Here is a 26338-nt window from a genome sequence, read left to right on the forward strand (position 1 = left end):
TGAGCCGGCCGGTGCTCGCGTAGTCTTGGAATTGGACTAGACCTGTAGCGGCCGACGGACGAATGGGGTGCCATGAGCAAGCGTGCAGTCCTGGAGGTGATCGCGCTCGACGTGGCGGACGCGGTCGCCGCCCAGGCCGGAGGCGCGGACCGCCTGGAGCTGGTCACCGACATGGCGGCCGACGGGCTGAGCCCCGCGCCCGCCGCCGTCGCCGGGATCCGGGCCGCCGTCGACATCGACCTGCGCGTGATGCTCCGCCTCGCGGACGGGTTCGCGGCCGGTGACGTGGACCCTCTGGTCCGGGTCGCCGGCGAGCTGCGCGCGGCCGGCGCCGACCAGTTCGTCCTCGGCTTCCTCGACGCGCACGGCGCGGTCGACCTGGCGGCGGTGGAGCGGGTGGTCCACGCGCTGGACGGCTGCGCGTGGACCTTCCACCGGGCGATCGACCACGCCGCCGACCGCAACGCCCTGCGCAAACAGCTCGCCGAGCTGCCCGGCCTCGACACCTACCTCACCGCGGGCGCAGCGGGCGGGGTGGACGAGGGGCTGCCGACCCTGGTCGCGGAGGCGGGCCGGCGGGGTGAGCCGGGGTACGGCCAGCAGCTCCTGGTCGGCGGCGGCCTGCGCCTGGACCACGTCCCGCGGCTGCGGAGCGCCGGTGTCGACGCCTTCCACATCGGTGGGGCGGCGCGGCCCTCCGGGTGGGAGGGGCCGGTCTCCGAGGGGGCCGTGGCCGAGTGGCGGAGGGTGTTGGACGGGGAAACCCCCTAGCGGTCCTGGCGTCAGCCGGCCGCCATCCCGACGAACACGAGCAGCATGAACGAGACGAAGCCGAGGAGCGGGACGAGGCCCACCAGCCCCATCGGGCGTGCGAACACCGGACGGCCCGGGTCCAGTCCGGGGCCCTGGGGGGCGACCGGTGCGGGGAGCTTGCGGATCTTGGACAGGGCGAAGAGGTTGATCAGCAGGGTGATGGGCGTGATGAACAGCGACATCGGGCCCCACCACCCCTGCGCCAGCGTGTCCGACTGCATCTTGCGGAAGACGGCGAGCGCGCAGGTGTGACAGAAGGTGCCCTGCCGCCGCAGCTGCCGCATGACCACCAGCATGCCCTGGTGGCCGCGGACCGTCACCGGCGCCGCCGGCGACGCACCGCACACCTCGCACCCGATGCCCGCAGGGGACGGGTACGGGCCGGGGGCTTGCTGGTACCCGGCCTGCCCGTAGCCCGCCGGGGCCTGCCCGTACCCGCCCGGGGCCTGCTGGTACGGCCCCGGAGCCTGCCCGTAGCCCGCCGGGGCCTGCTGGTAGGGGTTCTGCTGGTACGGGTTCTGCTGGTACGCGGGGTGCGGAGGCGGTGGAGTGCTCAACGGAGGCCTTTCCGTGGGGACGTGACGGGACCGCAGAGCACCCTAGGCCGTCACGCCAACTGAGCCGGTAGCGGGGCCGAGTGCGTCACGATCAGACCCGACACCGCACGCGTCAGCGCCACGTACAGCCGCCGCAGGCCGGTGCGTTCGTCCGGCTCGCCGTCCACCACCGCCTGGGGTTCGTCCAGGACCACGTAGTCGTACTCCAGGCCCTTGGCCAGGGAGGCCGGGACGAGGGTGAGGCGGGTTTCGCGGGTGGTCTCCTCGCCGGGGGCCAGGTACGAGATCCCCGCCGCCGTCAGGGCCTCGGCCAGCGCCGGGATCCGGACGTCGGCGGCGATCAGGCCCGTCGAGCCCTCGTTGCGCAGCAACTCCTCGCAGGCCGCGACGACTTCGGAGGTCTCCTTCGCCGTACGGACCTCGAAGAAGCCCGGGTTCTCACGGACCGAGGCGACCGGGGTGAGACCCGGGGCGATGTGCGGGAGCAGGCGGGAGGCGTAGGCGATGACGTCCGTGGGGACGCGGAAACCCGCCGTCAGCTCCTCGATGACGCCCTCCGTCTTGCCGAGGTGGGCGAGGGCCTCGTCCCAGCTGCGGGTCGCCCAGGGGGTCGTACCCTGCGCCAGGTCGCCCAGCACCGTCGCGCTGCCCGTGGTGCAGCGGCGGCCGACGGCCCGGTACTGCATGGGGGAGAGGTCCTGCGCCTCGTCGAGGACCACGTGGCCCAGCGAGTGCGTGCGCTGGATCAGGTCCGCCGCCTCGTCGATCAGCACGGCGTCCGCCGGCGACCACTTCGCCGACTTCACGCTGCGTACCGGTTTGGCCCACAGGATCGTCTTCTGCTCGTCCTCGTCCAGGACCCCGGCGGCGTGCTCGGCGAGGAAGTCCGCGTCGGTCAGCAGCCGCAGGACCAGCTTCGCCGGGTCCACGGCCGGCCAGATCTCCTTCACGGCCGCCTTCACCGCGCTGTTGCGCGCGACGGCGTCCTGCACCCGGTCGTCCGGCGCCTCCCCGGACCGCTCCATCTGCACCAGCACCGCGTGCGCGATCCGCTGCGGCAACGCCTCGCGGGCGGCGCCGTACCGGATGTCCCGCTGCAGCAACTCACGGACCATGTCCTCCAGTTCGTACGCCGGAACCCGCCAGCGCCGCGAGCCGCGCACCACCACGACCGGCTCCGTCGGCAGGCTCACGTGGGAGTACAGGGCCCGGCGCAGCACCTCGGCCAACCGGGCGTCCCCCTTGACCACCGCCGCGGCCGGCTCGTCCGTGCCGCGCACTTCCACCTGCGCGACCAGGTCGTCCACGGTGGCCTGCCGCACCGCCAACTCGCCCAGGGCCGGGAGGACCTGCTCGATGTAGTGGAGGAAGGAGCGGTTCGGGCCGATGACGAGGGTGCCGGTGCGGGCGAGCCGCTCCCGGTGGGCGTACAGGAGGTAGGCGACCCGGTGCAGGCCGACGGCGGTCTTTCCGGTGCCGGGGCCGCCCTGGACGCAGACCGTGCCGGACAGACCGGAGCGGACGATCTCGTCCTGCTCGGGCTGGATGGTGGCGACGATGTCCCGCATGGGGCCGACGCGCGGCCGTTCGATCTCCTGCTGGAGCAGCTTGCTGGTGGCCGCCGCCTCGGCGGGGTCGGACAGGTGCTCGTCCTCGTACGCGGTCAGGTCGCCGCCGGTGTAGCCGAAGCGGCGGCGCAGCCCGACGTCCATCGGGTCCTTCTTGGACGCCCGGTAGAACGGCTGCGAGACCGGGGCACGCCAGTCGATGACCATGGGGTCGCCGTCGGCGTCGTGGACATGCCGCCGCCCGATGTAGAAACGCCCGCCCGTCTCCCACCGCCGCCCTTGCGAGGAAGGCGCTTCGCGCCCCTTTGATTGCTCCGCTCCTTCTGCCTGGTCCGCGCCGGGTGCGTGCAGGTAGTCGAGCCGGCCGAAGAACAGCGGGGTGTCACTGAGGTCGGCCAGTGCCTTGATCCGCTCGTCGATCTGGCGGGACAGCACTTCGGCGTTGACCCAGTTCGCGGTGACGTCGCGGATGTCCAGCGCCTCGACGTCCTCGCGCATGGCACGCAGGGCGGAACGGGACGCGGCGAGGTGGGAGCGCTCTCGGGCGAGGGGGTCGTCGAGCGGGTCGTGGGCGGGCGCGGACAACGGGGTGCCTCCGGATCTCCGTCTTGCGGGACTGTCGTCTTCCGACTTCGGACCGCCCGGTTTCCGTCCGGGCGGCGGCACTCCGCGAGAGGGAGGCGGGCAAGAGCGGAGATTCTAAGGGAGGCGCTCAGGGGCGGGCCAGTGAATTGTTCCCGGCCGCACCCGCCGGCCGGACCATCTGTGCCGCCGCCAGCCGCCGGTACACCGGACTGGCGGTCAGCAGTTCCTCATGGCGTCCGCAGGCGCTGACCCGGCCCTCGTCCAGGACGACGATCCGGTCCGCGTGCTGAACGGTGGAGAGCCGGTGCGCGATGACGAGGACCGCGCACTCCCGGGTGATGTCCTTCAGCGCCGCGGTGAGCGCGGCCTCGTTGAGGGCGTCGAGGTGGGAGGTGGGTTCGTCGAGGAGCAGCAGAGCCGGGCGGGTGAGCAGGGCGCGGGCCAGGGCGACGCGCTGGCGCTCGCCGCCCGACAGGGTGGCGCCGTGTTCCCCGACCGCGCCGTGCAGTCCGCCGGGCAGCCGCTCGGCCACCTGCTCGAGGCGGGCCAGCCGGAGGGCTCGGCGCACCTCGTCCTCCGTCGCGTCCGGGCGGCCGTAGACGATGTTGTCGCGGAGCGTGCCGCGCACGACGTGGCTGCTCTGGTCCACGATGGCCAGTCCGGCCCGGCTGGCGTCGCGGCCGATGTCCTCGGCGGGGCGCCCGTGGAAGCGGAGCCGGCCCTCGTCGGGTTCGTAGAACCGGGCGATCAGCGCGAACACGGTGCTCTTGCCCGCCCCGGAGAGTCCGACCAGAGCGACCTGCTGGCGCTGCGGCACCGTGAAGGAGACCCCGCGCAGCACCGGCCGCCCCGGCCGGTAGGAGAAGTGGACGTCCTCCAGTGCCAGGGCCGGTGCGTGCGCGGGGGCCTGCCGGACGGGCGGGGCCGCGGGGCCGGGGGGCTCGGCGGGCAGGTTCAGGGTCTGCTCGATCCGCAGGTGGGCGCCCATGCCCCGCTGGATCAGACCGGCCGCGCGGAACACCGAGGACAGGGGGACGACGAGGTAGGAGGCGTACAGCAGGAACGCGACCAGGTCGCCCACGGAGTGGCCCCGGCCGTGTGTGCGCAGGCCTCCGACGACGAGGACCAGGAGGAAGGAGCCCTGGACGGCGAGTTCCACGGCCGAGCTCATCACCGCGGCGTACTTCGCGGTCCGCACCCCGGCGTCGCAGGCCTCGTCGACGCGGGCGCCGATGCGGGCCGCCTCCCGCTGCTCGGCGCGGTACACCCGGACCATGGACAGCGCGCCCAGGGCGCGTTCCAGGTCGGCGGCGAGGGCACCGACGGCCGACTGCATGTGCTCGGAGGCGGTGCGGATGCCCCGGAGCAGCAGGGCGACCACGGCCGCCGCGGTCGCCACGGTCGCCGTGACGAGGACCAGCAGCAGCGGGTCCAGCCAGGCCATCAGGGCCAGCGCGCCGACGGCGACCACGGCCCCGGTGACCAGGTCCACCAGTGCCTGGGCGACCACCTCGCGCAGCAGGGTGGTGTCGGCGGTCACCCGTGCGATCAGGTCACCGCGGCGCTGCCGGTCGTACTCCCGCATCTCCAGGCGCAGCAGCCGCCCCACCAGGGTGTGGCGCAGTGTCCGTACGACGCCTTCGCCCATCCGCTCCAGCAGGAACCGGCCGGCGGAGCCGGTGGCGGCCTCGGCGGCGAACAGGGCGGTGAGCAACAGCAGCGGCGGCCAGAGGGGCTGCTGCCCGCCGCTCGCGTCCACCACCCGCTTGGCCAGCAACGGCTGGGCGAGCCCCAGCGCGGACGCGACGAGGGTCAGCGTGGTGGCCAGGACGATCGCGCCGCGGTGGCGGGCGGTGAGCCGGTAGACGGCGCGGATCGCGGCACGCGTGGACCGGTCGGTGTCCCCCTCGCCGCGGGCGTCCTGCTCATCGGCCGTCATCGCCGTACCGGGCCGACGGCCATCAGGCGGGCGAAATAGCCCTCGGGTGCGTCCTCGCCCACCGGCCGGCCCTCGGCCTCGACCCAGGCGTGCGCGGTGAACGGCGGTACGACGCGGACCCCCGTGCACCAGGTCGGCCAGGTGCCGCCGAGCCGGCACAGCAGGGCGGCCCCGAGGGAGCGGGGCAGGCAGCCCTTGGGCCCGGTGCAGCGCAGGCTCACCGCGCACACGGCGTCGCGGGCCCGCAGGGCCTGTGCCGCGGTCGCGGGGGCGGCGCCGCGGCGCAGCAGGCCGAGGACCGCGCGGATACGGCGCGGTGGCAGCAGCGAGAGGACCACGGCCGGTACGAGGACCACCCGGGCGGCGAGCCGGCGGCCGAGGGGAACCCCGTACGGCCGCTCCAGGGCGCTGGGTGTGGTCATTCGGCCAGCCCGTCGGCGCGCAGCTGCTCCACCAGGGCGGTGACGTCGGCCCGTGCGCGGCCGGGATCGACGTCGAACGCCTTCGTGACCGCCTCCGTCGCGGCCGCCTCGTCACCACCCGCCATGAGTGTGTCGACCACCAGGGTCGCGGTCGGGTTCAGCTCCCAGTACTCGCCGGAGCGCTGGTCGAGGAGGACGGTGCCGTAGTCGGTCTTCGCGGTGCAGATGTCGGCACCGAACCGCAATGCCATGAAGGCTCTCCTTTGTCTGTCGGGTCCTGGGTCACTTCGCTGCGTCGTGCCGCGTCCGGTCGAGCGCCCGCAGCCACACCTCGACCGAGATGGTCGAGTACAGGACGGCCTCCCTGAGGTTCCGGGTGGCGGGCCGCTCGGCCAGGCGGCGCAGCATCTCGCCGTCCACCAGCCCGAGCCGCTCCAGGTGGGAGTCGTCCCACAGGGTCCGCAGATCGGCGCGGTGCTCGCGCAGCCCGTCGGCCGCGTCCCTCGCCGCGGTGGCCTTGTTGGTGCGGCGCAGGCACTCCTCGGGCACGATGCCGCGCATGGCCGTGGTCAGGAGCGGCTTGTACCGCCAGGGCGAGACGCGTTCGTCGGGGCGGACGGCGAGGGCGGCCTCGATGACCCGGTCGTCGAGGAACGGCGAGGCCATGGGCAGTCCGCAGCGGGCCGCCATGTGGTCCCACTGCCGGATGATGCGGGTGCAGTTGCGGATCTGTTCCAGGTCTGCGTGGAGTCCCCGGTCGGGGTGCAGGGGCCGGGCCTGCCGGGCGGCCGTGCGCAGCGCCGTACGGGCCAGGTGCTCCGCCTCGGGGGTCACCCACTCGAACAGGCGCGGGCTCATGCCCCAGCCGAGGCTGGTGGCGACCGTCGGGGCCAGCGGGTCGCGCAGCCGGTGCTCCGCGTCCGCCAGCCAGGTGCCGTAGGACCGGGAGTCGGCCAGGGCGCCGAGCAAGGGGCCGAGCGGCCACTGCCACAGCGCCCTGAAGCCGCGCAGCTGCCGGAGCGCGAACAGCGGGCGGCGCCGCGCCAGCCGGTGGTAGTACGCCTCGGAGCACCAGGCGATGTGGTCGCCGCCGATGCCGGTCAGATGCACCTGGCTGCCCCGTTCGGCCATGGCCGGCAGGTGGTGCAGGACACGCGCGCGGTCCATGACGCCGATGGTGGGCTCGTCCAGTACGTCGTCGATGGTGAGCAGTCCGTCGTAGACGAGGGGGGAGGCGTCGGCGTCCCAGATGACGTGCTCGACGTCCGGGAGGGCGGCGGCGGCCCGCTTCGCCCAGTGCAGGTCGGTGTCGGCGGGGTCGCGCCCCGGCCAGGTGGAGGCGACGACACGGACCGGTGAGCGGTCGGCGAGGAAGCAGACGGAGGTGGAGTCGAGGCCGCCGGACAGGTCGCAGCTGACCGTGCCGCCGTGCCGGGTGCGGGCGCGGACGGCCTCGGCGAGGGCCTCGCGGACCAGGGGGGCGCCCGTGCGCAGCGGGACGACCGGTTCCGGGGGTGTCCACCAGCGGGTGTGGCGTGCGCCCTGCCCGTCCGGCGCGAGGACCAGCGCCTCGTGCGGCGCGACGGCGGTGACCTCGGGCCACAGCGGTTCGTCGAGCAGGGGGTGCGGAACGGGCCACAGCAGCCGTACGGCCAGGCGTTCCGGCGCCGGTTCCACGCCGAGCGCGGCGGCCAGGACGTCGGCCCGGGTCGCGGCCACCCGGGTGCCGTGCACCGCGGCGTGGAAGACGAGACGGAGACCGGAGGCCGTGCCCTGCACCCGGATCCGTCCGTCGAGGGCGGCGACGAGGTGGCAGCTGCCGGGCAGCGAACGGGCCCACCCGTCGAGTGCGGCCAGGTCGCGCAGCGAGCCGGCGACCCGCTCCAGTTCCGCTTGGCCGACGGGGACGCAGCCGACGAGGGCGAGGGCGGCGGGGCCGACACGGGCGCTGACGATCTCCTGGTCCTGCCAGTGGCCCACGAGCCAGGGCCGGCCCGAGGCGTGATCGAGGCTGCGGGTGCCGGGGCGGGCGAAGGAGCGGGCCGCGGCGGCCGCGTCCGCGCGGTCTGCGAAGACCGCGAAGTGCGCGTCGCCGTGGCCCGTCCCCGCACTTGCGTGCAGATCAGTCATGACGTCAGGTCAGAGACCTTCGCTCGTCGACCTGTTCAGTTCTTGCTCAGGATGAGCCGGTCGTTGCCCGAGCGCTGCAGGAGTCCGGTCTCCTTGCGGAAGGAACCGAGTCGGACGAGGGTCGGTGCTTCGTAGGCCTTCTTCATGACCTGTTTCTCCTTACGGGTCGTCTTTCCGCCCCCCGAGGGCGGCCTGCTACCAGCTAGCCGGGGAGCGGGGCGGTCCGACAAGATGAAGGAGAAGAGTCGGATTGTCTGAATATTCTGTCCGTTCAGGGTGTGTTCGAGTGCTGAACGGGTCCGCGGCCGGCCGGCGCCCCTGCGCCGCAGATGCCGTCGGCGTGTGCCGGAGGAACGTTTTCACGTGGACCGGAGCGCGGCCCGCAGGCCCGGACCGGAACGGGCGCCGGAGGGGTTCGCGCGGGCGCACTCCGGGTCCGGGCCGTGAATCGGAATGCGGACCCCTAGGGGGCGAGGCCGACCGGCGTAGGGGGAGCGCTCCCTCCAGGGGCGTACGCGAAGAACGGGGAGATTGGCTCTGCGGACCGATGCCGGCCGGGCCGTTCGAGAGCGACCATGAAGGCATGAGCGCAGCAACCATCCATCCGGGCCCTGTCCACCCGCCGACCGGCGCCACCGCCGTGGACGGCCCGCATCACCACCTGCTCGGCAACGCCCTGCGCGCCCTCAAGGTCTTCGCCGAGGCCGCGTTCAGCGTGGTCATCCTCGGCGAGTACGGCGAGGAAGCAGGCATACGCCACAAGTAACCGCATAGGGTCGCGTCCGTGCCCCAGCAGACGGTGCGGAAACGGATGCCGACGCTTCTCCTGGCGTTCTTCGCTCCCGTCTCCCCGGCCCTCTTCGTCACCCTGTGCGTCCTGCGGCAGCACGCACCCATGGCCGACCTGCTCGTCTACCGGGCCGAGGGCGCGGCCGTGGTCCACGGCACCGATCTGTACGGCTTCACCGTCACCCGGTGGCGGCTCCCCGCGACCTACCCGCCCTTCGCGGCGGTCCTGTTCGTCCCCACCACCTGGCTCCCCCTCCCGTCCCTGAAGGCGGCCTGCCTGGCGGGCAACGCGCTCCTGCTCGCGGCCCTGGCCGCCCTCTCGGCCCGCCTGGCCGGCCGACGGGTCTCCGCATCCCTGCTCTGCGCGGCGACCGCCGTCTCCCTGTGGCTCGAACCGGTCTTCCAGACGGTCCTGTTCGGGCAGATCAACCTGGCCGTCGCCGGCCTGGTGCTCTGGGACCTCACCCGGCCCCCGGGCGCCCGCGGCAAGGGCGTGGCCGTGGGCCTCGCGGCCGGGACCAAGCTCACCCCGGCGGTGTTCGTGGCGTACCTGTTCCTCAGGGGCCGGCGAAGGGAGGCGTGGACGGCGGTCGTCTCCTGCACCGGCACGGTCCTGCTCGGCGCCCTGCTGCTCCCGGCGGCGAGCGCCGACTTCTGGACCCGGCGGCTGTACGAGACGAGCCGGGTCGGCAAGGCGTGGATCGTGGACAACCAGTCCCTGCAGGGCCTGATCGCGAGAGCGCTCGGCACCCCGGCGCCGGGCCTCGCCTGGGTGCTGCCCGCGGTGGCGGTGGGTGCGGCGGGCCTGTGCCTGGCGGCACGCGTCCGCGAGGAGCGGCACGGGGTCCTGCTCACCGCGTTCACAGCCCTGCTGATCTCACCGATCAGCTGGTCCCACCACTGGGTGTGGTGCGTCCCGCTCCTCGCGGTCCTGCTCGCCGAGGGCCGCATCCGGCTCGCGGCGGTCACCGCCACGGCCTTCACGGCCCGCACCCTCTGGCTGGTCCCGCACGAGGGCGACCACGACCTGCACCTGCCCTGGTGGCAACAGCCACTGGCCTCGCCGTACCCCCTGCTGGGGCTGGCGCTGATCGCGGCGGCGGCGCTGCGGGCGGCTCAGCCGGTGCTGTCCTCGGTCAGGATCTCGTCCGCGTCCATGATCCGGTAGGCGTAGCCCTGTTCGGCCAGGAAGCGCTGGCGGTGGGCGGCGAAGTCCTGGTCGATGGTGTCGCGGGCGACGACCGAGTAGAAGTGCGCCTGGTGGCCGTCGGCCTTCGGGCGCAGGACCCGGCCGAGCCGCTGGGCCTCCTCCTGGCGGGAGCCGAAGGTGCCGGACACCTGGATGGCGACGGTGGCCTCGGGCAGGTCGATGGAGAAGTTCGCGACCTTGGAGACGACGAGCACGCTGATCTCGCCCTCACGGAAGGCGTCGAAGAGCTTCTCGCGCTGGGCGTTGGAGGTCTCGCCCTTGATGACGGGCGCGTTCAAGTGCTCGCCCAGCTCGTCCAGTTGGTCGATGTACTGGCCGATCACCAGGATCTGCTGGCCGGTGAAGCGGCGGACGATCGCCTCCGTCACCTTCCGCTTCGTGTCCGTCGTCGCGCAGAAGCGGTACTTCTCCTCCGTCTCGGCCGTCGCGTACGCCAGCCGCTCGGAGTCCGTCAGATTCACCCGGACCTCGACGCAGTCGGCCGGCGCGATGTACCCCTGCGCCTCGATCTCCTTCCAGGGCGCGTCGAACCGCTTCGGCCCGATCAGGGAGAACACGTCCGACTCGCGGCCGTCCTCGCGCACGAGGGTGGCCGTCAGACCGAGCCGCCGCCGCGCCTGCAGATCGGCGGTGAACTTGAACACGGGAGCCGGCAGCAGATGCACCTCGTCGTAGACGATCAGCCCCCAGTCCCGGGAGTCGAACAGCTCCAGGTGGGGATAGACACCCTTCCGCCTGGTGGTCAGCACCTGGTAGGTGGCGATGGTGACCGGGCGGATCTCCTTGCGGGTCCCGCTGTACTCACCGATCTCGTCCTCGGTCAGCGAGGTCCGCTTCACCAGCTCGTGCTTCCACTGCCGGGCGGAGACGGTGTTCGTGACGAGGATGAGCGTGGTCGACTTGGCCTGCGCCATGGACCCGGCCCCGACCAGCGTCTTACCGGCGCCGCAGGGCAGCACCACCACCCCGCTGCCACCGTGCCAGAAGTTCTCCACGGCCTGCTTCTGGTACGGCCGCAGCGCCCAGCCTTCCTCCAGCAGCTCGATCGGATGCGCCTCACCGTCGACGTACCCGGCGAGGTCCTCGGCCGGCCAGCCCAGCTTCAGCAGCACCTGCTTGATCTGCCCGCGCTCGGAGGGGTGCACGACGACCGAGTCCGGGTCGATCCGCGCCCCGACCAGCGGGCTGATCCGCTTGGACTTCAGCACCTCCTCCAGCACCGGCCGGTCGGTGGTGGTCAGCACCAGCCCGTGCGCGGGGTGCTTGCTGAGCGTCAGCCGTCCGTAGCGGTCCATCGTCTCGGCGATGTCCACGAGCAGCGCGTGCGGCACCGGATACCGGCTGTACTGCACCAGCGCGTCCACGACCTGCTCGGCGTCATGTCCGGCGGCGCGCGCGTTCCACAGCCCGAGCGGCGTGACCCGGTAGGTGTGGATGTGCTCGGGCGCCCGCTCCAGCTCGGCGAACGGCGCGATGGCCCGACGGCAGTCGTCGGCCCGCTCGTGGTCGACTTCCAGGAGCAGGGTCTTGTCGGACTGGACGATCAGTGGACCATTCACGCTCGGTACACCCTTTCCCTACGGCCAAACGTCCAGTGTGCCCTATGGGCGGACGATCAGGGTCAGTCGTCCGCCAGCTCCGCCACCCCCGTGATCCGGTGCAGCGGATAGGTGCGCACCTCGTCCGCCGTGTGGTCGTACGCCGTGACGAAGCCGCCCTCGACGCGGACCGGGGCGATGACGCGCTGGCTGGCGGTGCCCTCGGCGTTGACGTAGCCGATCCAGACGGAGTCGCCGGTCAGGACGGCGGCCTGCATGGTGGCGAGGGTCTCGGCCGAGGACGTGCGGGGCAGTTCGCCGCCCGCCAGGGGCGCGCCGCCCGATGAGCCGCCGGACTCGCCGACCGGCTTGCGCGGGGTGGTGGCGGCCAGGTCACCCGCCCGGATCGCGCGGATCGCCGCCGCGAGGAGCGTGGTGTCGGGCGTCGGCGGTCCGTCCGGGACCGGTTCGGGGGCGGTGCGCGGCGGGGTGCGGTGGGCGTGGGCGCGGGCGATCAGGACGTCCCCCTCGGCGGACTCGGCGGCCGGTGCGTAGCCCATCGCGCGCAGGCCCTCCAGCAGCGTCGCCGGATCGCACGGGGCGGCCAGCACGGTCGGGGCGAGGCGGCGCAGCCGCAGGGCCGCGGCGCGCCGGTCGGCCAGGATCTCGTTCAGCAGGGTGTCGTCGTCGCAGCGCACGTACGCCGAGGCCGCGCCGACCCGCAGATGGCCGTGTTTGCGGGCCACGTCGTCGATCAGGTAGGCGAGCGGCTGCGGGACCGGGGTGCGCGAGTGCTGGGTGAGGAAGGCGTGCAGATCGGCGGCGCTGCGGCCGGCGTCCAGGGCACGCCGCACCGAGGCCGGGGTGAACCGGTACACGGTCGCGCCGCCCTTGGACTCGACGTCCGCGAGCACCCCCAGCAGGTCGGCGAGCGGACGCCGCAGCGGACCGGGCGCCACCGCCGTCAGGTCGGCCTGGAGCAGCACGTGGTCCAGCGGTTCGGGCAGGAGCGGTGCGAGGAGGCGGGCGGCGGCGGCCGTCGCCACGGCCTGCTCGGCGGGGGAGAGCGGGGCGGGGGCGCCCGCCGGCCGGTGGTGATGGTGAACGGGCAGCTTGTCACCGGGACCCGCGGGCTCGGCGGATCCGGCCGGTTGGGCCGCCCCGGTCGGCTTGGCCGAACGGGCGGAGACACGGGTACCGGCGGACGGGCCGGCGGAGGAACCGGGGGCGCCGGGCGGTACGGCGGCACCGGAGGACGGGCCAAAGGCCGCGGAGCCGGCCGCACCCGGGGCGCCCGGCCCGCCCCGCGAGCCCGTCGCCGCCGGGCCGCCCAGCAGCGCACGGCCGTGTGCCGACAGGGCGCCGCGCCCGGTGACGCCCAGCAGTTCGGCCTCGGACAGGGTCCAGCGGGCCAGCCGGGAGCGCAGGTCCTCCTCACCGTCCGGCCGCTGGGGTCCGCGCGGCGGCCGTTCCCAGCGCAGCCGGGCCAGCACCGACCCGGGGTCCGGGGCCGCGCCCGCCGGCAGACCGGCCAGCAGGGTCAGCACCCGGTGCCGTACCTCGGGCGCGGCCGAGCGGTCCAGACCCGGCCCGAGCGCGGCGAGCGTACGGTCCTTCGCGTCCCGTCCGCCGACCAGCCCCGGCGTCCGGGTGGCCGCCAGCCAGGCCTCGGCGAGAGTGGCCCAGCGCTCGGCGGCGGGGCGCTCCAGCCACTCGTCGTAGGCGGGTGTGGCCGCGTACCGCTCGTCGGCCTCGCCGTCGGAGGCGACCATGCCCGCCGCGTACGCCAGCTCCACCCAGAACGCGGCGACCGGCTCGGACACGTCCAGGGCGACGGCGGTCCGCTTCAGGTCCCGGACGCTCAGGCCGCCGGCCCGCAGCACGGCCGGGCCGCCCTCGTCCCAGTCCTTCAGCAGTTCCTCGACGGTGGCGAGAGCGGTGTACGCCTGCCCGGCCGCCGTCGCGTCCACCACCTGCGGACCGTGGGTCGCGGCCGGCTCCACGGCGGGCGGCAGCGGCTCCGGCGCCCGGTGGGCGCGGCCCTCCCGCAGATGCAGGGCCACCTCGCGGGGCAGTACGACCGTGCCGGGCGTGGAGGGCAGCAGCAGACCGCGGTCGAGCAGCCAGCGCACATGCGCGGCCGGATCCGGGGTGACCTGCCCGTACGGCGGCCCCCACACCAGCCGCGACAGCACCTCGCGGGCCGCCTCCGGGGCGTCGGCGAGCAGCCCGGCCATCTTCTTCCGGTCGGCGAACAGCGCGGTGAGCGCGGCCACGGCGGACACCGAGTCGTGCGTCGAGGGCAGCCCGGCCGCCGCGACGATCTCCTGGATCCGCCCCGGCGACATCCCCGAGGAGGCCTCCTGCACGGTCGGGCCGAGACCGGTCGGGGAGGGGTGCTGGGGGGAGGGGGCGAGCAGCTCGCGGGCGGTCCGCACCAGCCGCAGCCGTTCGTCGTCGCCCCACACCAGCGCCTGTTCGCGCAGGGTGGCGAGGGCGTGCGGCAGCGCGGCGGCGACCGTGGCGTCCGCGCCGTACCCCGCCATCAGCTCGAGCAGCGTGTCGTAGGACGCCGGGTCCGGGGCCACGGCCAGCGCCTCCGCCGTCTGCAGCGCGAACCGGTCCAGCCGCTCCAGTGCCCGCAGCACCGAGGCGCGGGTACCGGCGCGGGTGGCCAGCTGGGTGATGTCGGTCGGGACGGGCGTGATGAGGTCGGGGCGGCTGCGCAGCAGCGCGGCCAGGGAGACGTCGTCCCGCGCGCGGAGCGCCTCCGCGAGGGAACGAGGGGCTGGGTGGGCCGCTTGGCTCATCTGACCCACGGTAGCGGTTGCCGGTGTCGAGGGGGGCTCCCCCAGTCCCGGGGGGCGGGCTCGGCGCATCGACTCTGCGCTAACGTCCTCACGGGGACTCATCGCCGTCACCCCGGAGGGGTTCCGTTGGGGATCGAGAGCGACCAGGTCGTCTACGAGTACCTGAGCCGTGTCGGAGACATCGCTCAGCAGCGGCAGCTGCCGTCGGCCACGCGGATGCGGCTGGTGTCGGAGCTGCGCAACGAGATCGACCGGGACCGGGCCAGGGCGACCGTCGACAGCCCCGCCGCGGTCCGCCGCATCCTGGACCGTCTGGGCACCCCGGACGAGGTCGTCGAGGCGGCGGGGGGCACGGCCGGCGCGTCCGGTGGGCCGAGTGGGTCCGGTGGATTCGGTGCCGGGCGGGTCGCGCAGCCGCCCGCCGCCGTGCCGGTACAGCCCGCGCCGGGCGCGCGGAAGCCGGAGCCGGCGGACGGGGAACGGCGCAGGGGCCTGCGCCGGGTCGTCCCCCGGCCGCGGCCGGCCGAACCCGGGCCCTCCACCCCGCCCGACGCGCCGTCACCACCGCACCTGGCCCCCGCGCACGAACTCGGCGACAGCGCCGTGCGGCCCGACTGGTGGCGGGTGGGCGGCAGTCCCTTCGGCGGCCCCGGCGGCGCCGGCCGGCCGGCCGCCGAGACCGACTCGGTGCCGGGGTTCGTCGGCGGTGTGGAGATCCCGGAGCTGCTCAAACGGCCGCCGAAGCCGGCGGAGGAGACGCCGGAAACGGCGGCCCCGGACACCGTGGCGGCGGCACCGGAGGCCACCGGGGCCGAGCCCGCCCCGCGCCGCCGTCTGCTCCCCCGCCCCGCGGCCGGCTGGACCAACCCCCTCCTGCTGCTGGCCGCCGCCGCGCTGGTCGCCGGTGCGGTGCTCGGGAACTGGTTCGCCCTGATCCTGGGATGGGCGATCGCCTACGGCTCCCGGCGGCTGACCCCCGCGGAGACCAGGTGGGCCGTGATGGTCCTGCCGGGTGCGGCGGTCGCGGCGGGGTTGGCGTGGCTGTGGGGCAGGGACAGCGGGCGCTGGGGCGAGCCGATCGCACAGGGCCACATGAACGCCGCGATCGCCGGGACGTGGCCCTGGGTGGTGCGTGGCGCGGCGGTGGCGTCGGCGCTGTACCTGGTCTGGCGCTCCCAACGCACCCGGGGCTGAGCGGGGACGACCGGCCCGCCGCTCACCCGCACCCGCCTCCGCACCCGGCGGACCCCGGGCGCCCCAACGCCGCTGACACAATGGCCCATATGACCTTCACCGTCGGCTTCGACCTCGACATGACCCTCATCGACTCCCGGCCGGGCATCCGTGCGTGCTACGTGGCCCTGGCGGAGCGGACCGGGACGTACATCGACGCCGATCTGGCGGTGACCCGGCTCGGCCCGCCGCTCGTGGAGGAACTGGCCAACTGGTTCCCCGAGGAGCGGATCGGCGCCATGGCCGACCTGTACCGGGAGATGTACCCGTCGATCGCCATCGCCGCGACGCCCGCCATGGAGGGCGCCGCGGAGGCCGTGGACCGGGTGCGCGCGGCCGGTGGCCGGACACTCGTGGTCACGGCGAAGTACGAGCCCAACGCCAAGCTGCACCTGTCCCACCTCGGCATCGAGCCGGACGTGGTCGTGGGCGACCTGTGGGCCGAGCAGAAGGCGGAGGCGCTGCGCGCGTACGGCGCGGGCGTGTACGTCGGCGATCACGTCGGGGACGTGCGCGGGGCCCGTACGGCGAAGGCGGTGGCGGTCGGCGTGGCGACCGGGCCCTGTTCCGCCGACGAGCTGCTCGCCGCCGGCGCGGACGTCGTCCTCGACGACCTGTCCGTCTTCCCCGCGTGGCTGACGGGCTACCGCAGCGCGGATCCGGAGTGGGAGGCGCCGCGCGTCTGACGCCGGGCGGCGGTGACGGACCGCAGGACGCCCGCACCGGCGACCAGGAAACCGACCGCCATGAGCATGCTCAGACCGAACATGTAGGTCGGGAAAGGTTTTGCGCCGAGGAACAGCGGCGCCACCGTGACCAGAGTGGCCACGGCACCGATGAAGAAGACGATCGCCCCGGCGCGGATCAGCCCGTCACCGGGCGCGGCGGAATTCGTTTGGGTTTTGTCACGCACCGGACCAGGGTAGTTCCCAGCGCGAGAGAACAACCGGGGGACGTCTTGTCACCCGCCCCAAGACCATTAGCCTTGTGAGCGGCGGGTCAAGGTCGACCCGCTCTACTGCTATCAAGAGCACTTTCGCAGCAGTGGCAGTTTTCCCAACGAGTACGAGGACGAGGACAGACGGTGCCGACCGGGCGTGTCAAATGGTTCAACAGCGAGAAGGGCTTCGGCTTTCTCTCCCGCGACGACGGCGGTGACGTCTTCGTCCATTCCTCGGTTCTCCCCGCCGGAGTCGATGCACTCAAGCCGGGACAGCGCGTGGAGTTCGGCGTCGTCGCCGGTCAGCGCGGTGACCAGGCGCTGTCGGTGACCGTGCTGGAGCCGGCGCCGTCCGTCGCCGCCGCCCAGCGCAAGAAGCCCGACGAGCTCGCCTCGATCGTGCAGGATTTGACGACCCTCCTCGAGAACATCACGCCGATGCTCGAGAAGGGCCGCTACCCGGACAAGGCGTCCGGCAAGAAGATCGCCGGCCTGCTGCGGGCGGTCGCCGACCAGCTGGACGTCTGAGCCGGCGCAGAAGAAGAACCCGTCTTCCCTTACGGGAACGCGAGCGCATCCGGGCCGAGGGGCGGCACCAGCCCCTCGGCCGCCGCGCGTGTGAGCAGGCCACGGATCGCGGCGTAGCCGTCCTCGCCGAGGCCGGCGGTGAACTCGTTGACGTACAGCCCGATGTGCTGGTCCGCCACGGCCGGGTCCATCTCCTGGGCGTGTGCCATGACGTACGGCCGGGACGCCTCGGGGTCGTCCCAGGCGGCCCGCACGGAGGCGCGGATGGAGTCGGCGAGCCGGGACAGCGCGTCGGCGCCCAGTGAGCGCTTGGCGATGATCGCGCCGAGCGGGATCGGCAGCCCGGTGGTCCGCTCCCAGTGCTCGCCCATGTCGGCGAGCTTGTGCAGCCCGTAGTCCCGGTAGGTGAACCGGGCCTCGTGGATGACCAGACCGGCGTCCACCTTGCCGTCCCGCACGGCCGGCATGATCTCGTGGAACGGCAGGACGACGATCTCGCCGACCCCGCCCGTGGGCAGTGTGTCCGCCGCCCACAGGCGGAACAGCAGATACGCCGTCGACTTCTCGCTGGGCACCGCGACCGTACGGCCCGTCAGATCGACGTCTTGCTCCCGCGTGAGCACCAGCGGCCCGCAGCCCCGCCCCAGCGCGCCGCCGCACGGCAGCAGCGCGTACGCGCCGAGGACGTACGGCAGGACGGCGTACGACACCTTCAGTACGTCGAACTCGCCGCGCTCGGCCATGCCGTTGGTGATGTCGATGTCGGCGAAGGTCACGTCCAGGGCGGGGGCGCCCGGGACGCGGCCGTGGGCGAGGGCGTCGAAGACGAAGGTGTCGTTGGGGCAGGGGGAGTACGCGATCTGCAGCGCTCGGCTGTCAGGGCTCAGTGGGCTCATGTGCTGTCCAACTCTCCAGTGCGGGTGCGCACTTCCCGAACGCCTCGGTGAGCGCGGCGAGGGCGTCGCCGATGCGCCAGGCGGCGCGGTCGCGCGGGCCGACCGGGTTGGAGACCGCGCGGATCTCCAGCACCGGCACCCCGTGCGCGGCGGCGGCCTCCGCCACCCCGAAGCCCTCCATGCCCTCGGCGAGCGCGCCGGGGTGCCTCCCGTGCAGGGCGGCGGCGCGGGCGGCGGTGCCGGTGACGGTGGAGACGGTGAGGATCGTGCCGGGGCGGGCGCCGGTGGCCTCGGACACGGCACGGACGGCGGAGTGCGGCGGGCGGTGGGTGATGGTCCCGAAGCCCAGCTCGGTGACCGGAAGGAAGCCGTCGGCGGTCTCCGCGCCCAGGTCGGCCACGGTGATCGCGTCGGCGACGACGAGCGAGCCGACGGGCGCCCCGGGCGGGAAGCCGCCGCCGATCCCGGCCGAGACGACCAGGTCGTACGGGGTGCCTTCGAGGGCGGCCGCGGTCAGGGCGGCGGCGGTGGACGCGGCGGCGAGGGCCGGACCGACCCCGGCGGCGAGCAGATCCCAGCCGGCGGCGGTACGGCACAGGAGCGCGCCGGGGAGCCGCACCTCGGTCACGGCCCCGGGGAACGCCCGTGCCACCGCGTCCCGCTCGACCGGGACCGCGGTGGCGACGAGAACCCTTACGGAGGCCGTGATCAGGCCTTCTTCAGCTTGAACGACCACATGCCGAGGTTGGACTTGTCGCCCATCCGGATCGTGACCGTGTTGGTGTCGCCCTGGGTGCCGTACTGCTGGTTGAAGAACGCGCTGCCCGGGATGGCGCGGTAGGTCTTCTTGCTGACGTCGGTGAACTGCTGGCCGTTGACCAGGATGATCCAGCCGGCGTCCGCGATCTTCGGGTCGACGCCGAAGCGGACGGTCTCGTCCTGGTCGACCTTGATCGACTCGGCCTTGTCGACGTTCTTGACGCACTGCGCCAGCGACTTGGCGTCCAGCGCCTTGCCGTCGTTGTAGCAGGTGGCCTCGGAGTTGACCGAGTCCTTGCCGACGGTGACCGTCGAGACGGGAGACGGCTTGTCGCAGGCCGACAGGGCGAGCAGTCCGGCGGAAACGGCGCCGGCGACAGCGACGGCGCGGCGGCGTCGCACAGCGGATTGCAGCGTGGTCATGCCCGAAGGCTATCGGGCGCCCCGAGCCCTCCGCCCACGCGGGGTGCGGCGTGCCCGGTTCGTTACGCCAGCCGGTCCTGCGGGTCGGACACCGTGTCCGGTTCGTTATGCCGGAAGCGGCCCGGAACGCGGGCCGCGGGAGGTCAGGCCACGCGGGGCCGGGGCCGGCCGCCGTGCCGGGCCGAGGCGAGCAGCCCCTTCAGGGTGGCCAGCCAGCCGACCGCGACGAACGCCGCGCCGATCAGCAGGCCGACGGTCCCGTCGAGCGGCAGCACGATACCGACGGCGCCGCCGAACACCCACGCCATCTGCAGCAGCGTCTCCGAGCGGGCGAACGCCGAGGTGCGCACCAGCTCCGGCACGTCCCGCTGGATCAGCGCGTCCAGGGCCAGCTTGGCCAGTGCCTGGGCGAACCCGGCGACGGCGGCGAGGCAGGCCACCAGGAACGCCCCGAAGAACAGGCCGGCCACGATCGCCGTGCCCAGCACCACCGCGACGACGGTCACGATGATGACCTCCGGCGCACGTGACTTCAGCCAGGCCCCGACGGCCGTGCCCAGCGCGTTGCCCGCACCGGCGGCCACCCCGACTATCCCCAGCGAGACCGCCGCGCTCTCACCGGTCAGCGGATGCTCGCGCAGCAGGAAGGCGAGGAAGAAGATCAGGAAGCCGGACAGGCAGCGCAGGGCGGCGTTGGCGCCGAGCGCGTGCGTGACGGCGGGGCCCACGGTCCGCAGCCCCGGCCGTTTCACCTGGTCCCTCCTGTGCTGCGGCCCGTGCAGATGCTGCTCGTCGGCCGCGAGCAGGGCCACGTCCTCGCCCTTGGCCGAGTCCACCTTGGGCGGCAGTGAGAACGACAGGAACGTTCCCCCGACGAAGATGGCGAAGGCGCCGTAGAGGGGCCAGGGATCCCCGGCCCTGTGCAGCCCCGCCGCGACCGGGGCGGCGACACCGGTGGCCAGCAGCCCGGCGAGGGTGACCCGCGAATTGGCCTTCACCAGCGAGAACCGCGGCGGCAGCAGCCGCGGTACGACCGCACTGCGCACCACTCCGTAGGCCTTGGACGCGACCAGCACACCCAGCGCCGCGGGATACAGCTGCAGGCTCCCGCTCGCCACCGCCCCCGAGATGACCAGCGCGAGCAGCGCACGGGCCAGCATGGCCCCGGCCATCGCGGCGCGCCGCCCGTGCGGCAGCCGGTCGAGGAGGGGTCCGATGACCGGGGCGAGGACGGTGAAGGGCGCCATCGTGATGGCGAGGTACAGCGCGACCCGCCCCCGCGCCTCGGCGGTCGGCACGGAGAAGAACACCGTGGAGGCGAGCGCCACGGTGATCATGACATCGCCGGCGCCGTTCACCGCGTGCAGCTCGATCAGCTTCCCCAGCCCCGACTCGCCCGCGCCGTGCGCGTGCGTGGCCTTGCGGATGCCCCGCGCGGCGCCGGTGACCGGGAAGTGCAGGGCACGCCCGACAGAACGGACGGCGCCACCGACCCGGCTCGCGCCGCCACCCCGAACACCACGCCTGTCCGCGGTCGCCACGTGCTTCATAGTGCCCCGAGAAGGCGACGGATAGTGCGGTACGGCGCGCACGGCGGCCAACCGTGCCGCTGATCCGGAGACTTCCGGGCGCAACGGCACGAGCGGGGCGGGTGAGCGGGTCGGAAATCCTGCCGCGTGGCGGCGACCAATCCTGTTCGGTGTAGCGTGCGTATCTCAGCCATAACGCAGAATGGATGGCAGAGGTGCGCCCGAGCGCGCGGATGCAGACGTCGATGCGGTCCCCCGGTCCGCTCCGTCGGCAGGCCCGCCGGAGGCAGCCGCACTCGACGAGACGGCGTAGGAGAGAAGCGATACCTGTGAGCGCAGCGACCACGCGAAGCCGCACCCCCGACCGCTTGTGCGCCGAGGCCGTCGACCTCGCCCGCGGTGCCGCCGAGGAGGCCGCCGCGCCCGGCGTGGTCGGCGAGCACGCCGGCCTGCTGTCCGAGGGTGACCGTGTGGTCACGCACTTCTTCGAGTGCAAGGAGCTGGGCTACCGCGGCTGGCGCTGGGCCGTGACCGTGGCCCGCGCCTCCCGCGCCAAGGTCGTCACCCTCGACGAGGTGGTCCTCCTCCCCGGCCCCGACGCCCTCCTCGCCCCCGAGTGGGTCCCGTGGAGCGAGCGTCTGCGCCCCGGCGACCTCGGCCCCGGCGACCTGCTCCCCACCGACCAGGACGACCTGCGCCTGGAACCGGGCTACACGGGCGAGGACGAGCCGCTGCCGAGCGCGGCGGTGTCCGAGGAGATGGCGGAGCTGGCGGAGGCCGAGGACGCCGACGTGACGCCGGGCGCGCCCGCCGTCCAGCCGACGGCACCCTCGCGGGGCTCGATCGCCGCGGTCGCCGAGGAACTGGGCATGCGCCGGGCCCGCGTCCTGTCGCGCTACGGCCTGCACGTCGCGGCCGACCGCTGGGAGGAGTCCTACGGCCCGAAGACCGCGATGGCCCAGGCGGCCCCGGCCACGTGTATGAGCTGCGGCTTCCTGACCCCCATCGGCGGCTTGCTCGGCCAGGCCTTCGGTGTCTGCGCCAACGAGTTCTCCCCGGCCGACGGCCGCGTGGTCTCCTTCGCCTACGGCTGCGGCGGCCACTCGGAGGCCGCGGTCATGCCCAAGCCCCCGCAGCCGGCTCCGCCGGTCATCGACGAGACGAGGGTCGACCCCTTCCCCCTGCGCCCCGCCCGCGACTCGGGTTCCGTCCCGGAGACGGGCGACGAGGAGACGGCGGAACTGGGTCACTCGTAGCCGGGCGGCCGGGCGCCGCACGGGCTGGTCGGGTGAACCGGGCTGCTCCATAGGAGGCGCCCCGCGCGGTCGTTCAGCCCCGCAGGGACCCCACTCCTTGAACATCGCCGGGGTCGGCGCACGGCCGGCACCGAGGCGAGGAGTGGTCCGATGGCGGATCGGCGTGTGTCCCGGACGCGGTGGAACCGGCGGCGTGGCGGGTGGGCCGCGGTGTGTGCGGGCCTCGCCCTCGCGCTGGGTGTGGGGCAGGGCGCGGCGGCCGCGGCGGGCAGCCCCGCGCCTCCGGTACCGCGGGGGAAGATCCTCTCCGCCCCGGTGGCGATGGCCGGGGGACTCGTGCACCCGGACGCGCCGCCGGCCGGTGCCGACGACTGGAGCTGCAAGCCCTCGCGCGAGCATCCGCGTCCGGTCGTCCTGCTGCACGGGACCTTCGCGAACGCCCATGACGACTGGGGCCTGATGTCCCCGTACCTGAAGCAGCTGGGCTACTGCGTCTTCGCGGCAAACTACGGCGCGCCGCCCGGCTCCGCGATCAAGGGCACCGCTCACGTCCCGGACTCCGCCCGGGAGATCGCCGGCTATGTCGACCGCGTACTGGAGGCCACCGGTGCCCACCAGGTCGACCTGGTGGGGCACTCCCAGGGCGGCGGTGTGACCCCCCGCTGGTATCTGCGGTTCGACGGCGGCACGGATTCCGCGCACCCGGAACGGAACAAGGTGCACAGCCTCATCGGCCTGGCGCCGTCCAACCACGGCACGACCGCCTCCGGCCTCGGCACCCTGACCACCAGGCTGGGACTCGACCCGACCGTGTCCGCCGTCGTCGGGCAGGCGTACGCGGACCAGATGGTCGGCTCCGAGGTGAACACGGAGCTGGACCGGGGCGGGGACACCCGGCCAGGGGTCGACTACACCGTCATCGCCACCAGGCACGACGAGGTCGTCACCCCCTACACGCAGCAGTTCCTGACCGCCGGACCGGGCGCGACCGTCAAGAACATCACGATCCAGGACATCTGCCCCCGGGACCTCTCCGAGCACGTCTCGATCGTGTACGACTCCAACGCCGCGCAACTCGTGCGCAACGCCCTCGACCCCGCCCACGCCCAGTCCGTCGGCTGCGGCCTCTCCCTGCCCGTGCTCGGCGGCTGACCGCACCCGGGACCCGGCCGCCCCGGGCGCGCTGTACCTTCGTGCTCACGTAGACGAGGAGAGGGTGAACGTGAGCAGCAAGTACGTGCGGCCGGCGGCCGAGGGGGCCGATCCGTTCGGGACGGCCCGGCTGCGCCGCGGTGTTCTCGACGCCTGGGCCACCAGCCCCGCCCGGTTCCGCGAGGACGCCAACGCCGAGGAGGACCTGGTCCTGGGCGGCTACCGGGACCGCCTCGTGGTCGAGCTGGCGCAGAACGCGGCCGACGCCGCCGCCCGTGCGCGCACGTCCGGCCGGCTGCGGCTCACGCTCCGGGACGGGGTTCTCGTCGCCGCCAACACCGGTGCCCCGCTGGACGCGGCCGGTGTCGAGTCGCTGTCCACGCTGCGCGCCTCGGCGAAGCGGGACGCCGAGGTCACCCACGGTGCCGTCGGCCGGTTCGGGGTCGGGTTCGCCGCCGTGCTGTCGGTGACCGACGAGCCCGCGATCGTCGGACGGCACGGCGGGGTCCGGTGGTCCCTGGCCGAGGCGCGGGGACTGGCCGCCGACATCGCCCGGCACAGTCCGGGGCTCGGGGACGAGGTCCGGCGCCGTGACGGACACGTACCGCTGCTGCGGCTGCCCTTCGCCGCCGAGGGCACCGCTCCGGAGCCGTACGACACCGCCGTGATCCTGCCCCTGCGCGACGCGGCCGCCGCCGATCTCGCCGAGCGGCTGCTGAACGCCGTCGACGATGCCCTGCTCCTCGCCCTGCCGGGCCTGGAGGAGGTCGTCGTGGAGGCCGGCGACCAGGCACCGCGCGTCCTGCGCCGGCGCACCGAGGGCACCGTCACCGTCGTGGAGGACTCCCGGGAGGGGACCACGCGGTGGCGTACCGCCGCCGCCCACGGCCCGCTCACCCCCGACCTGCTCGCCGACCGGCCCGTGGAGGAGCGGCTGCGGCCCCACTGGTCGGTGACCTGGGCCGTGCCCGAGGACGAGGCCGGGCGTCCGGTGCGCCCCCGGACGACCCCCGTCGTGCACGCGCCCACCCCCAGCGACGAACCCCTCGGCGTCCCCGCCCTCCTCATCGCCTCCTTCCCCCTCGACACCACCCGCCGGCACCCCGCGCCCGGCCCGCTCACCGACTTCCTGGTGCAGCGCGCGGCCGACGTCTACGCCGAACTCCTCGCCCACTGGCGGCCGGTGACGGACGGGATCATCGACCTCGTGCCCGGGCCGCTCGGCAAGGGCGCGCTGGACGGGGCGCTCCGGCAGGCCGTCCTGGAGCGGCTGCCGCGCACCGCCTTTCTGCCGCCCGCCGTCACGGCGAAGGAGGAGGGCGACGAGCTTCCCGAGGCGCTGCGGCCCCGTGACGCGGAGGTCGTGGAGGGCGCCGGGGCGGACACCGTGCGGGTGCTCGCCGAGGTGCTGCCCACGCTGCTGCCCGCCGGTCTGGAACGCCGGGTCGAGCTGCGCACCCTCGGCGTCGCCCGGCTGCCGCTCGCCGACGCCGTCGACCGGCTCGCCGGGCTGGAGAAGGACCCGGGCTGGTGGTGGCGGCTCTACGACAGCCTCGCCGGGGTCGACCCCGACCGGCTGTCCGGACTGCCCGTGCCGTTGGCGGACAGGCGGACGACGATCGGGCCCCGGCAGGTGCTGCTGCCCACCCCGGACGGCGCCCGGATCGACGCGGACGTCCTCGGACGGCTCGGTCTGAAGGTCGCCCACGAGGACGCCGTGCACCCGCTGCTGGAGAAGCTGGGCGCGCTGCCCGCCACCGCGCGCGCGGTGCTCACCACCCCTCAGGTGCGGGCCGCCGTCGCCGCCTCGCTGGACGAGGAGGGCGGGGCCGGGGGCTGGGAGGAGAACGCTCCGGATGCCGAGGAGCTGGCCGACACCGTGCTCGGGCTGGTGCGCGACGCGGGCCTGGAGCCCGGGGACGAGCCCTGGCTGGGTGCCCTCGCGCTGCCCGACGAGGACGGGGAGCTCGCCCCCGCCGGTGAACTCGTCCTGCCCGGCAGTCCGTTCGCCCGGGTGATCCGCGAAGGGGAACTGGCCGCCGTGGACCACGACCTGGCCGGGAAGTGGGGCGAACAGCCGCTGGCCGCCTGTGGGGTGCTCGCGAACTTCGCGCTGGTCCGCGCCGCCGACGTCGTCCTCGACCCGGACGAACTGGAGCCCCGCGAGAGCGACTTCGCCGAGCCCGACGACGCCGGGCTGCTGGACGCCGTCGACGTGTGGTGCGAGGACATCCTCGACCGCTTCCCGGACAGCCCGGTGCCCCCGGTCGCCACCGAGCTGGTCGCCGTACGCGATCTGGACCTGGTGGACGACGAGCACTGGCCCGAGGCCCTCGCGCTGCTGGCCCAGCCGCCGCTGCGGGACGCCCTCACCCAGCCGGTCCGCATCCTGCTGCACGACGGCACGCACGAGATCGTACGGCCGTACACCGCGTGGTGGCTGCGCGGTCATCCCGTGCTGGACGGCCGTCGCCCGGCCGGTCTGCTCGCGGCCGGCGGGGACCCGCTGCTGCACGGGCTGTACGACGAGGCCGACGCCACCGGGTTCGAGGACGAGCAGGTGCTGCGGGCGCTGGGTGTGCGCACGTCCGTCGCGGCCCTGCTGGACGAGCCCGGCGGCGCCGCCGAGCTGCTGGACCGGCTGGCCGACCCGCGGCGGCCGGTCACGCCGGCCCAACTGCACGGCCTGTACGGGGCGTTGGCGGAGCTGGATCCGGATCAGGTGACCCTGCCGGACGAGCTGCGGGCCGTGACCGACGGACGCGTGGAGGTCGTGGACGCCACCGAGGCCGTCGTGGTCGACTCGCCCGACCTGCTGCCCTTCACCTCGGGGGTGCCGCTGCTGCCCGTCCGGCCGGTCCGGGCCGCGGAGCTGGCGGAGCTGTTCCAGGTGCGGCGGCTGAGCGAGTCCGTCACCGGCGAGGTGCACTCCGAGGGCACCGAGCACGAGGTGCCGGAGCCGGTGCGGCTGCTGCTCGGGACGCGTACGCCGCGGACGTACGTCGAGCACGGGGAGCTGGTCGTGGACGGCGTGGAGATCGACTGGCGGCTCACCGACGACGGGGTGCTGCACGCGGCCACGCTGGAGGGCGTCGCGGCGGGCCTGGCCTGGGCGGCGGGGCAGTGGCCGCGGCGCTTCGAGGTGGCGGCCCTGCTGGAGGACCCGTCCCGGACGGAGGAACTGGCCAGGGACCGCTGGTTCGACTGACCACGCAGTTCGCTGGAGTAAACATCCCGTCATGGAAGCGCAATCCGGCCATA

The 26338-nt window shown here is 74.1% G+C and carries 23 protein-coding genes; 9 read left to right on the plus strand and 14 right to left on the minus strand.

The features are described 5' to 3' along the window. Nucleotides 1-72: 72 nt before the first annotated feature. A complete protein-coding gene (locus ACWC94_RS00900) occupies nt 73-771 on the plus strand; it encodes a copper homeostasis protein CutC (protein WP_450794193.1) in 699 nt (232 codons plus the stop codon). 11 nt (nt 772-782) lie between these two features. Here ACWC94_RS00900 and ACWC94_RS00905 read toward each other — a convergent pair whose 3' ends face one another. The 7 genes from ACWC94_RS00905 to ACWC94_RS00935 form a co-directional block, all read right to left on the minus strand. Then, entirely contained in the window at nt 783-1370 is a 588-nt protein-coding gene (locus tag ACWC94_RS00905; protein ID WP_450794194.1) for a hypothetical protein, read from the minus strand. A gap of 50 nt (nt 1371-1420) precedes the next feature. Beyond that, a complete protein-coding gene (locus ACWC94_RS00910) occupies nt 1421-3523 on the minus strand; it encodes a HelD family protein (protein ID WP_450794195.1) in 2103 nt (700 codons plus the stop codon). A gap of 127 nt (nt 3524-3650) precedes the next feature. After that, the gene (locus ACWC94_RS00915) at nt 3651-5462 is read right to left on the minus strand and encodes an ABC transporter ATP-binding protein (protein ID WP_450794196.1); all 1812 of its coding nucleotides are present in this window, start codon (nt 5460-5462) and stop codon (nt 3651-3653) included. Beyond that, nucleotides 5459-5884, minus strand: coding sequence for a lasso peptide biosynthesis B2 protein (locus ACWC94_RS00920; protein ID WP_450794197.1), 426 nt, complete (start codon nt 5882-5884; stop codon nt 5459-5461). The genes ACWC94_RS00915 and ACWC94_RS00920 overlap by 4 nt, the downstream gene beginning before the upstream one ends. Beyond that, nucleotides 5881-6135, minus strand: a complete 255-nt coding sequence (locus tag ACWC94_RS00925; RefSeq protein WP_450794198.1) for a lasso peptide biosynthesis PqqD family chaperone — start codon at nt 6133-6135, stop codon at nt 5881-5883. The genes ACWC94_RS00920 and ACWC94_RS00925 overlap by 4 nt, the downstream gene beginning before the upstream one ends. A gap of 31 nt (nt 6136-6166) precedes the next feature. After that, on the minus strand, nt 6167-8014 hold the full coding sequence (locus ACWC94_RS00930) for a lasso peptide isopeptide bond-forming cyclase (RefSeq protein WP_450794199.1): 1848 nt from the start codon (nt 8012-8014) through the stop codon (nt 6167-6169). A gap of 35 nt (nt 8015-8049) precedes the next feature. Next, on the minus strand, nt 8050-8160 hold the full coding sequence (locus tag ACWC94_RS00935; RefSeq protein ID WP_184966700.1) for a keywimysin-related RiPP: 111 nt from the start codon (nt 8158-8160) through the stop codon (nt 8050-8052). 437 nt (nt 8161-8597) lie between these two features. On the opposite strand from ACWC94_RS00935, the gene ACWC94_RS00940 reads away from it, so the two are divergent. Both ACWC94_RS00940 and ACWC94_RS00945 read left to right on the plus strand, forming a co-directional pair. Further along, nucleotides 8598-8780: a hypothetical protein gene (locus tag ACWC94_RS00940; RefSeq protein ID WP_450794200.1), complete on the plus strand. Its 183-nt coding sequence runs from the start codon at nt 8598-8600 to the stop codon at nt 8778-8780. Between the two features lie 45 nt (nt 8781-8825). Continuing rightward, nucleotides 8826-9971 carry a glycosyltransferase 87 family protein gene (locus tag ACWC94_RS00945; protein ID WP_450794201.1) on the plus strand — a complete coding sequence of 382 codons (1146 nt, stop codon included), beginning with the start codon at nt 8826-8828 and terminating at the stop codon, nt 9969-9971. Here the strand turns inward: ACWC94_RS00945 and ACWC94_RS00950 are convergent. Both ACWC94_RS00950 and ACWC94_RS00955 read right to left on the minus strand, forming a co-directional pair. Beyond that, nucleotides 9920-11572 (minus strand): DNA repair helicase XPB, encoded by a 1653-nt coding sequence (locus ACWC94_RS00950; protein WP_450794202.1) that lies wholly within the window; start codon nt 11570-11572, stop codon nt 9920-9922. The two genes, ACWC94_RS00945 and ACWC94_RS00950, sit on opposite strands and share 52 nt — an antisense overlap. A 62-nt stretch (nt 11573-11634) precedes the next feature. After that, nucleotides 11635-14361, minus strand: coding sequence for a helicase-associated domain-containing protein (locus ACWC94_RS00955; RefSeq protein WP_450794203.1), 2727 nt, complete (start codon nt 14359-14361; stop codon nt 11635-11637). Between the two features lie 126 nt (nt 14362-14487). Here ACWC94_RS00955 and ACWC94_RS00960 point away from each other — a divergent pair, with 126 nt between their 5' ends. Together ACWC94_RS00960 and ACWC94_RS00965 are read left to right on the plus strand one after the other, a co-directional pair. Then, a complete protein-coding gene (locus ACWC94_RS00960) occupies nt 14488-15555 on the plus strand; it encodes a hypothetical protein (RefSeq protein ID WP_450794204.1) in 1068 nt (355 codons plus the stop codon). 89 nt (nt 15556-15644) lie between these two features. Then, nucleotides 15645-16280, plus strand: a complete 636-nt coding sequence (locus ACWC94_RS00965; protein WP_450794205.1) for an HAD family hydrolase — start codon at nt 15645-15647, stop codon at nt 16278-16280. Here ACWC94_RS00965 and ACWC94_RS00970 read toward each other — a convergent pair. Next, on the minus strand, nt 16238-16507 hold the full coding sequence (locus ACWC94_RS00970) for a hypothetical protein (protein ID WP_450794206.1): 270 nt from the start codon (nt 16505-16507) through the stop codon (nt 16238-16240). The two genes, ACWC94_RS00965 and ACWC94_RS00970, sit on opposite strands and share 43 nt — an antisense overlap. A 171-nt stretch (nt 16508-16678) precedes the next feature. On the opposite strand from ACWC94_RS00970, the gene ACWC94_RS00975 reads away from it, so the two are divergent. Then, a complete protein-coding gene (locus ACWC94_RS00975) occupies nt 16679-17062 on the plus strand; it encodes a cold-shock protein (RefSeq protein ID WP_023549364.1) in 384 nt (127 codons plus the stop codon). 29 nt (nt 17063-17091) lie between these two features. Here the strand turns inward: ACWC94_RS00975 and ACWC94_RS00980 are convergent, their stop codons facing one another. The 4 genes from ACWC94_RS00980 to ACWC94_RS00995 all read right to left on the minus strand — a co-directional run bounded on the left by ACWC94_RS00980 (nt 17092) and on the right by ACWC94_RS00995 (nt 20690). Continuing rightward, nucleotides 17092-17958 carry a 1,4-dihydroxy-6-naphthoate synthase gene (locus ACWC94_RS00980; protein ID WP_450794207.1) on the minus strand — a complete coding sequence of 289 codons (867 nt, stop codon included), beginning with the start codon at nt 17956-17958 and terminating at the stop codon, nt 17092-17094. After that, a complete protein-coding gene (locus ACWC94_RS00985) occupies nt 17939-18694 on the minus strand; it encodes a futalosine hydrolase (RefSeq protein WP_450794208.1) in 756 nt (251 codons plus the stop codon). Before ACWC94_RS00985 ends, ACWC94_RS00980 begins: the two co-directional genes overlap by 20 nt. Beyond that, the gene (locus tag ACWC94_RS00990) at nt 18667-19140 is read right to left on the minus strand and encodes a DUF2771 domain-containing protein (protein WP_450794209.1); all 474 of its coding nucleotides are present in this window, start codon (nt 19138-19140) and stop codon (nt 18667-18669) included. Before ACWC94_RS00990 ends, ACWC94_RS00985 begins: the two co-directional genes overlap by 28 nt. Nucleotides 19141-19283: 143 nt before the next feature. Further along, entirely contained in the window at nt 19284-20690 is a 1407-nt protein-coding gene (locus ACWC94_RS00995) for an MFS transporter (RefSeq protein WP_450794210.1), read from the minus strand. A 308-nt stretch (nt 20691-20998) separates the two neighbouring features. Between ACWC94_RS00995 and ACWC94_RS01000 the strand changes: the two genes are divergently transcribed. The 3 genes from ACWC94_RS01000 (at nt 20999) to ACWC94_RS01010 (ending at nt 26285) form a co-directional block, all read left to right on the plus strand. Beyond that, nucleotides 20999-21925: a DUF3027 domain-containing protein gene (locus tag ACWC94_RS01000; protein ID WP_450794211.1), complete on the plus strand. Its 927-nt coding sequence runs from the start codon at nt 20999-21001 to the stop codon at nt 21923-21925. A 150-nt stretch (nt 21926-22075) separates the two neighbouring features. Next, on the plus strand, nt 22076-23077 hold the full coding sequence (locus ACWC94_RS01005; RefSeq protein ID WP_450794212.1) for an esterase/lipase family protein: 1002 nt from the start codon (nt 22076-22078) through the stop codon (nt 23075-23077). 70 nt (nt 23078-23147) lie between these two features. Continuing rightward, a complete protein-coding gene (locus ACWC94_RS01010) occupies nt 23148-26285 on the plus strand; it encodes a sacsin N-terminal ATP-binding-like domain-containing protein (protein WP_450794213.1) in 3138 nt (1045 codons plus the stop codon). The last annotated feature ends 53 nt before the right edge of the window (nt 26286-26338 follow it).

The sequence above is a fragment of the Streptomyces sp. NPDC001135 genome (assembly GCF_053598395.1).

Excerpts from the sequence above, each read along its gene's own strand:
- ACWC94_RS00900 (WP_450794193.1), top strand. The coding sequence starts at position 73 with ATGAGCAAGCGTGCAGTCCTGGAGGTGATCGCGCTCGACGTGGCGGAC.
- ACWC94_RS00915 (WP_450794196.1), bottom strand. The coding sequence starts at position 5,462 with ATGACGGCCGATGAGCAGGACGCCCGCGGCGAGGGGGACACCGACCGG.
- ACWC94_RS00920 (WP_450794197.1), bottom strand. The coding sequence starts at position 5,884 with ATGACCACACCCAGCGCCCTGGAGCGGCCGTACGGGGTTCCCCTCGGC.
- ACWC94_RS00925 (WP_450794198.1), bottom strand. The coding sequence starts at position 6,135 with ATGGCATTGCGGTTCGGTGCCGACATCTGCACCGCGAAGACCGACTAC.
- ACWC94_RS00930 (WP_450794199.1), bottom strand. The coding sequence starts at position 8,014 with ATGACTGATCTGCACGCAAGTGCGGGGACGGGCCACGGCGACGCGCAC.
- ACWC94_RS00935 (WP_184966700.1), bottom strand. The coding sequence starts at position 8,160 with ATGAAGAAGGCCTACGAAGCACCGACCCTCGTCCGACTCGGTTCCTTC.
- ACWC94_RS00940 (WP_450794200.1), top strand. The coding sequence starts at position 8,598 with ATGAGCGCAGCAACCATCCATCCGGGCCCTGTCCACCCGCCGACCGGC.
- ACWC94_RS00945 (WP_450794201.1), top strand. The coding sequence starts at position 8,826 with ATGCCGACGCTTCTCCTGGCGTTCTTCGCTCCCGTCTCCCCGGCCCTC.
- ACWC94_RS00955 (WP_450794203.1), bottom strand. The coding sequence starts at position 14,361 with ATGAGCCAAGCGGCCCACCCAGCCCCTCGTTCCCTCGCGGAGGCGCTC.
- ACWC94_RS00965 (WP_450794205.1), top strand. The coding sequence starts at position 15,645 with ATGACCTTCACCGTCGGCTTCGACCTCGACATGACCCTCATCGACTCC.
- ACWC94_RS00980 (WP_450794207.1), bottom strand. The coding sequence starts at position 17,958 with ATGAGCCCACTGAGCCCTGACAGCCGAGCGCTGCAGATCGCGTACTCC.
- ACWC94_RS00990 (WP_450794209.1), bottom strand. The coding sequence starts at position 19,140 with ATGACCACGCTGCAATCCGCTGTGCGACGCCGCCGCGCCGTCGCTGTC.
- ACWC94_RS00995 (WP_450794210.1), bottom strand. The coding sequence starts at position 20,690 with ATGAAGCACGTGGCGACCGCGGACAGGCGTGGTGTTCGGGGTGGCGGC.
- ACWC94_RS01005 (WP_450794212.1), top strand. The coding sequence starts at position 22,076 with ATGGCGGATCGGCGTGTGTCCCGGACGCGGTGGAACCGGCGGCGTGGC.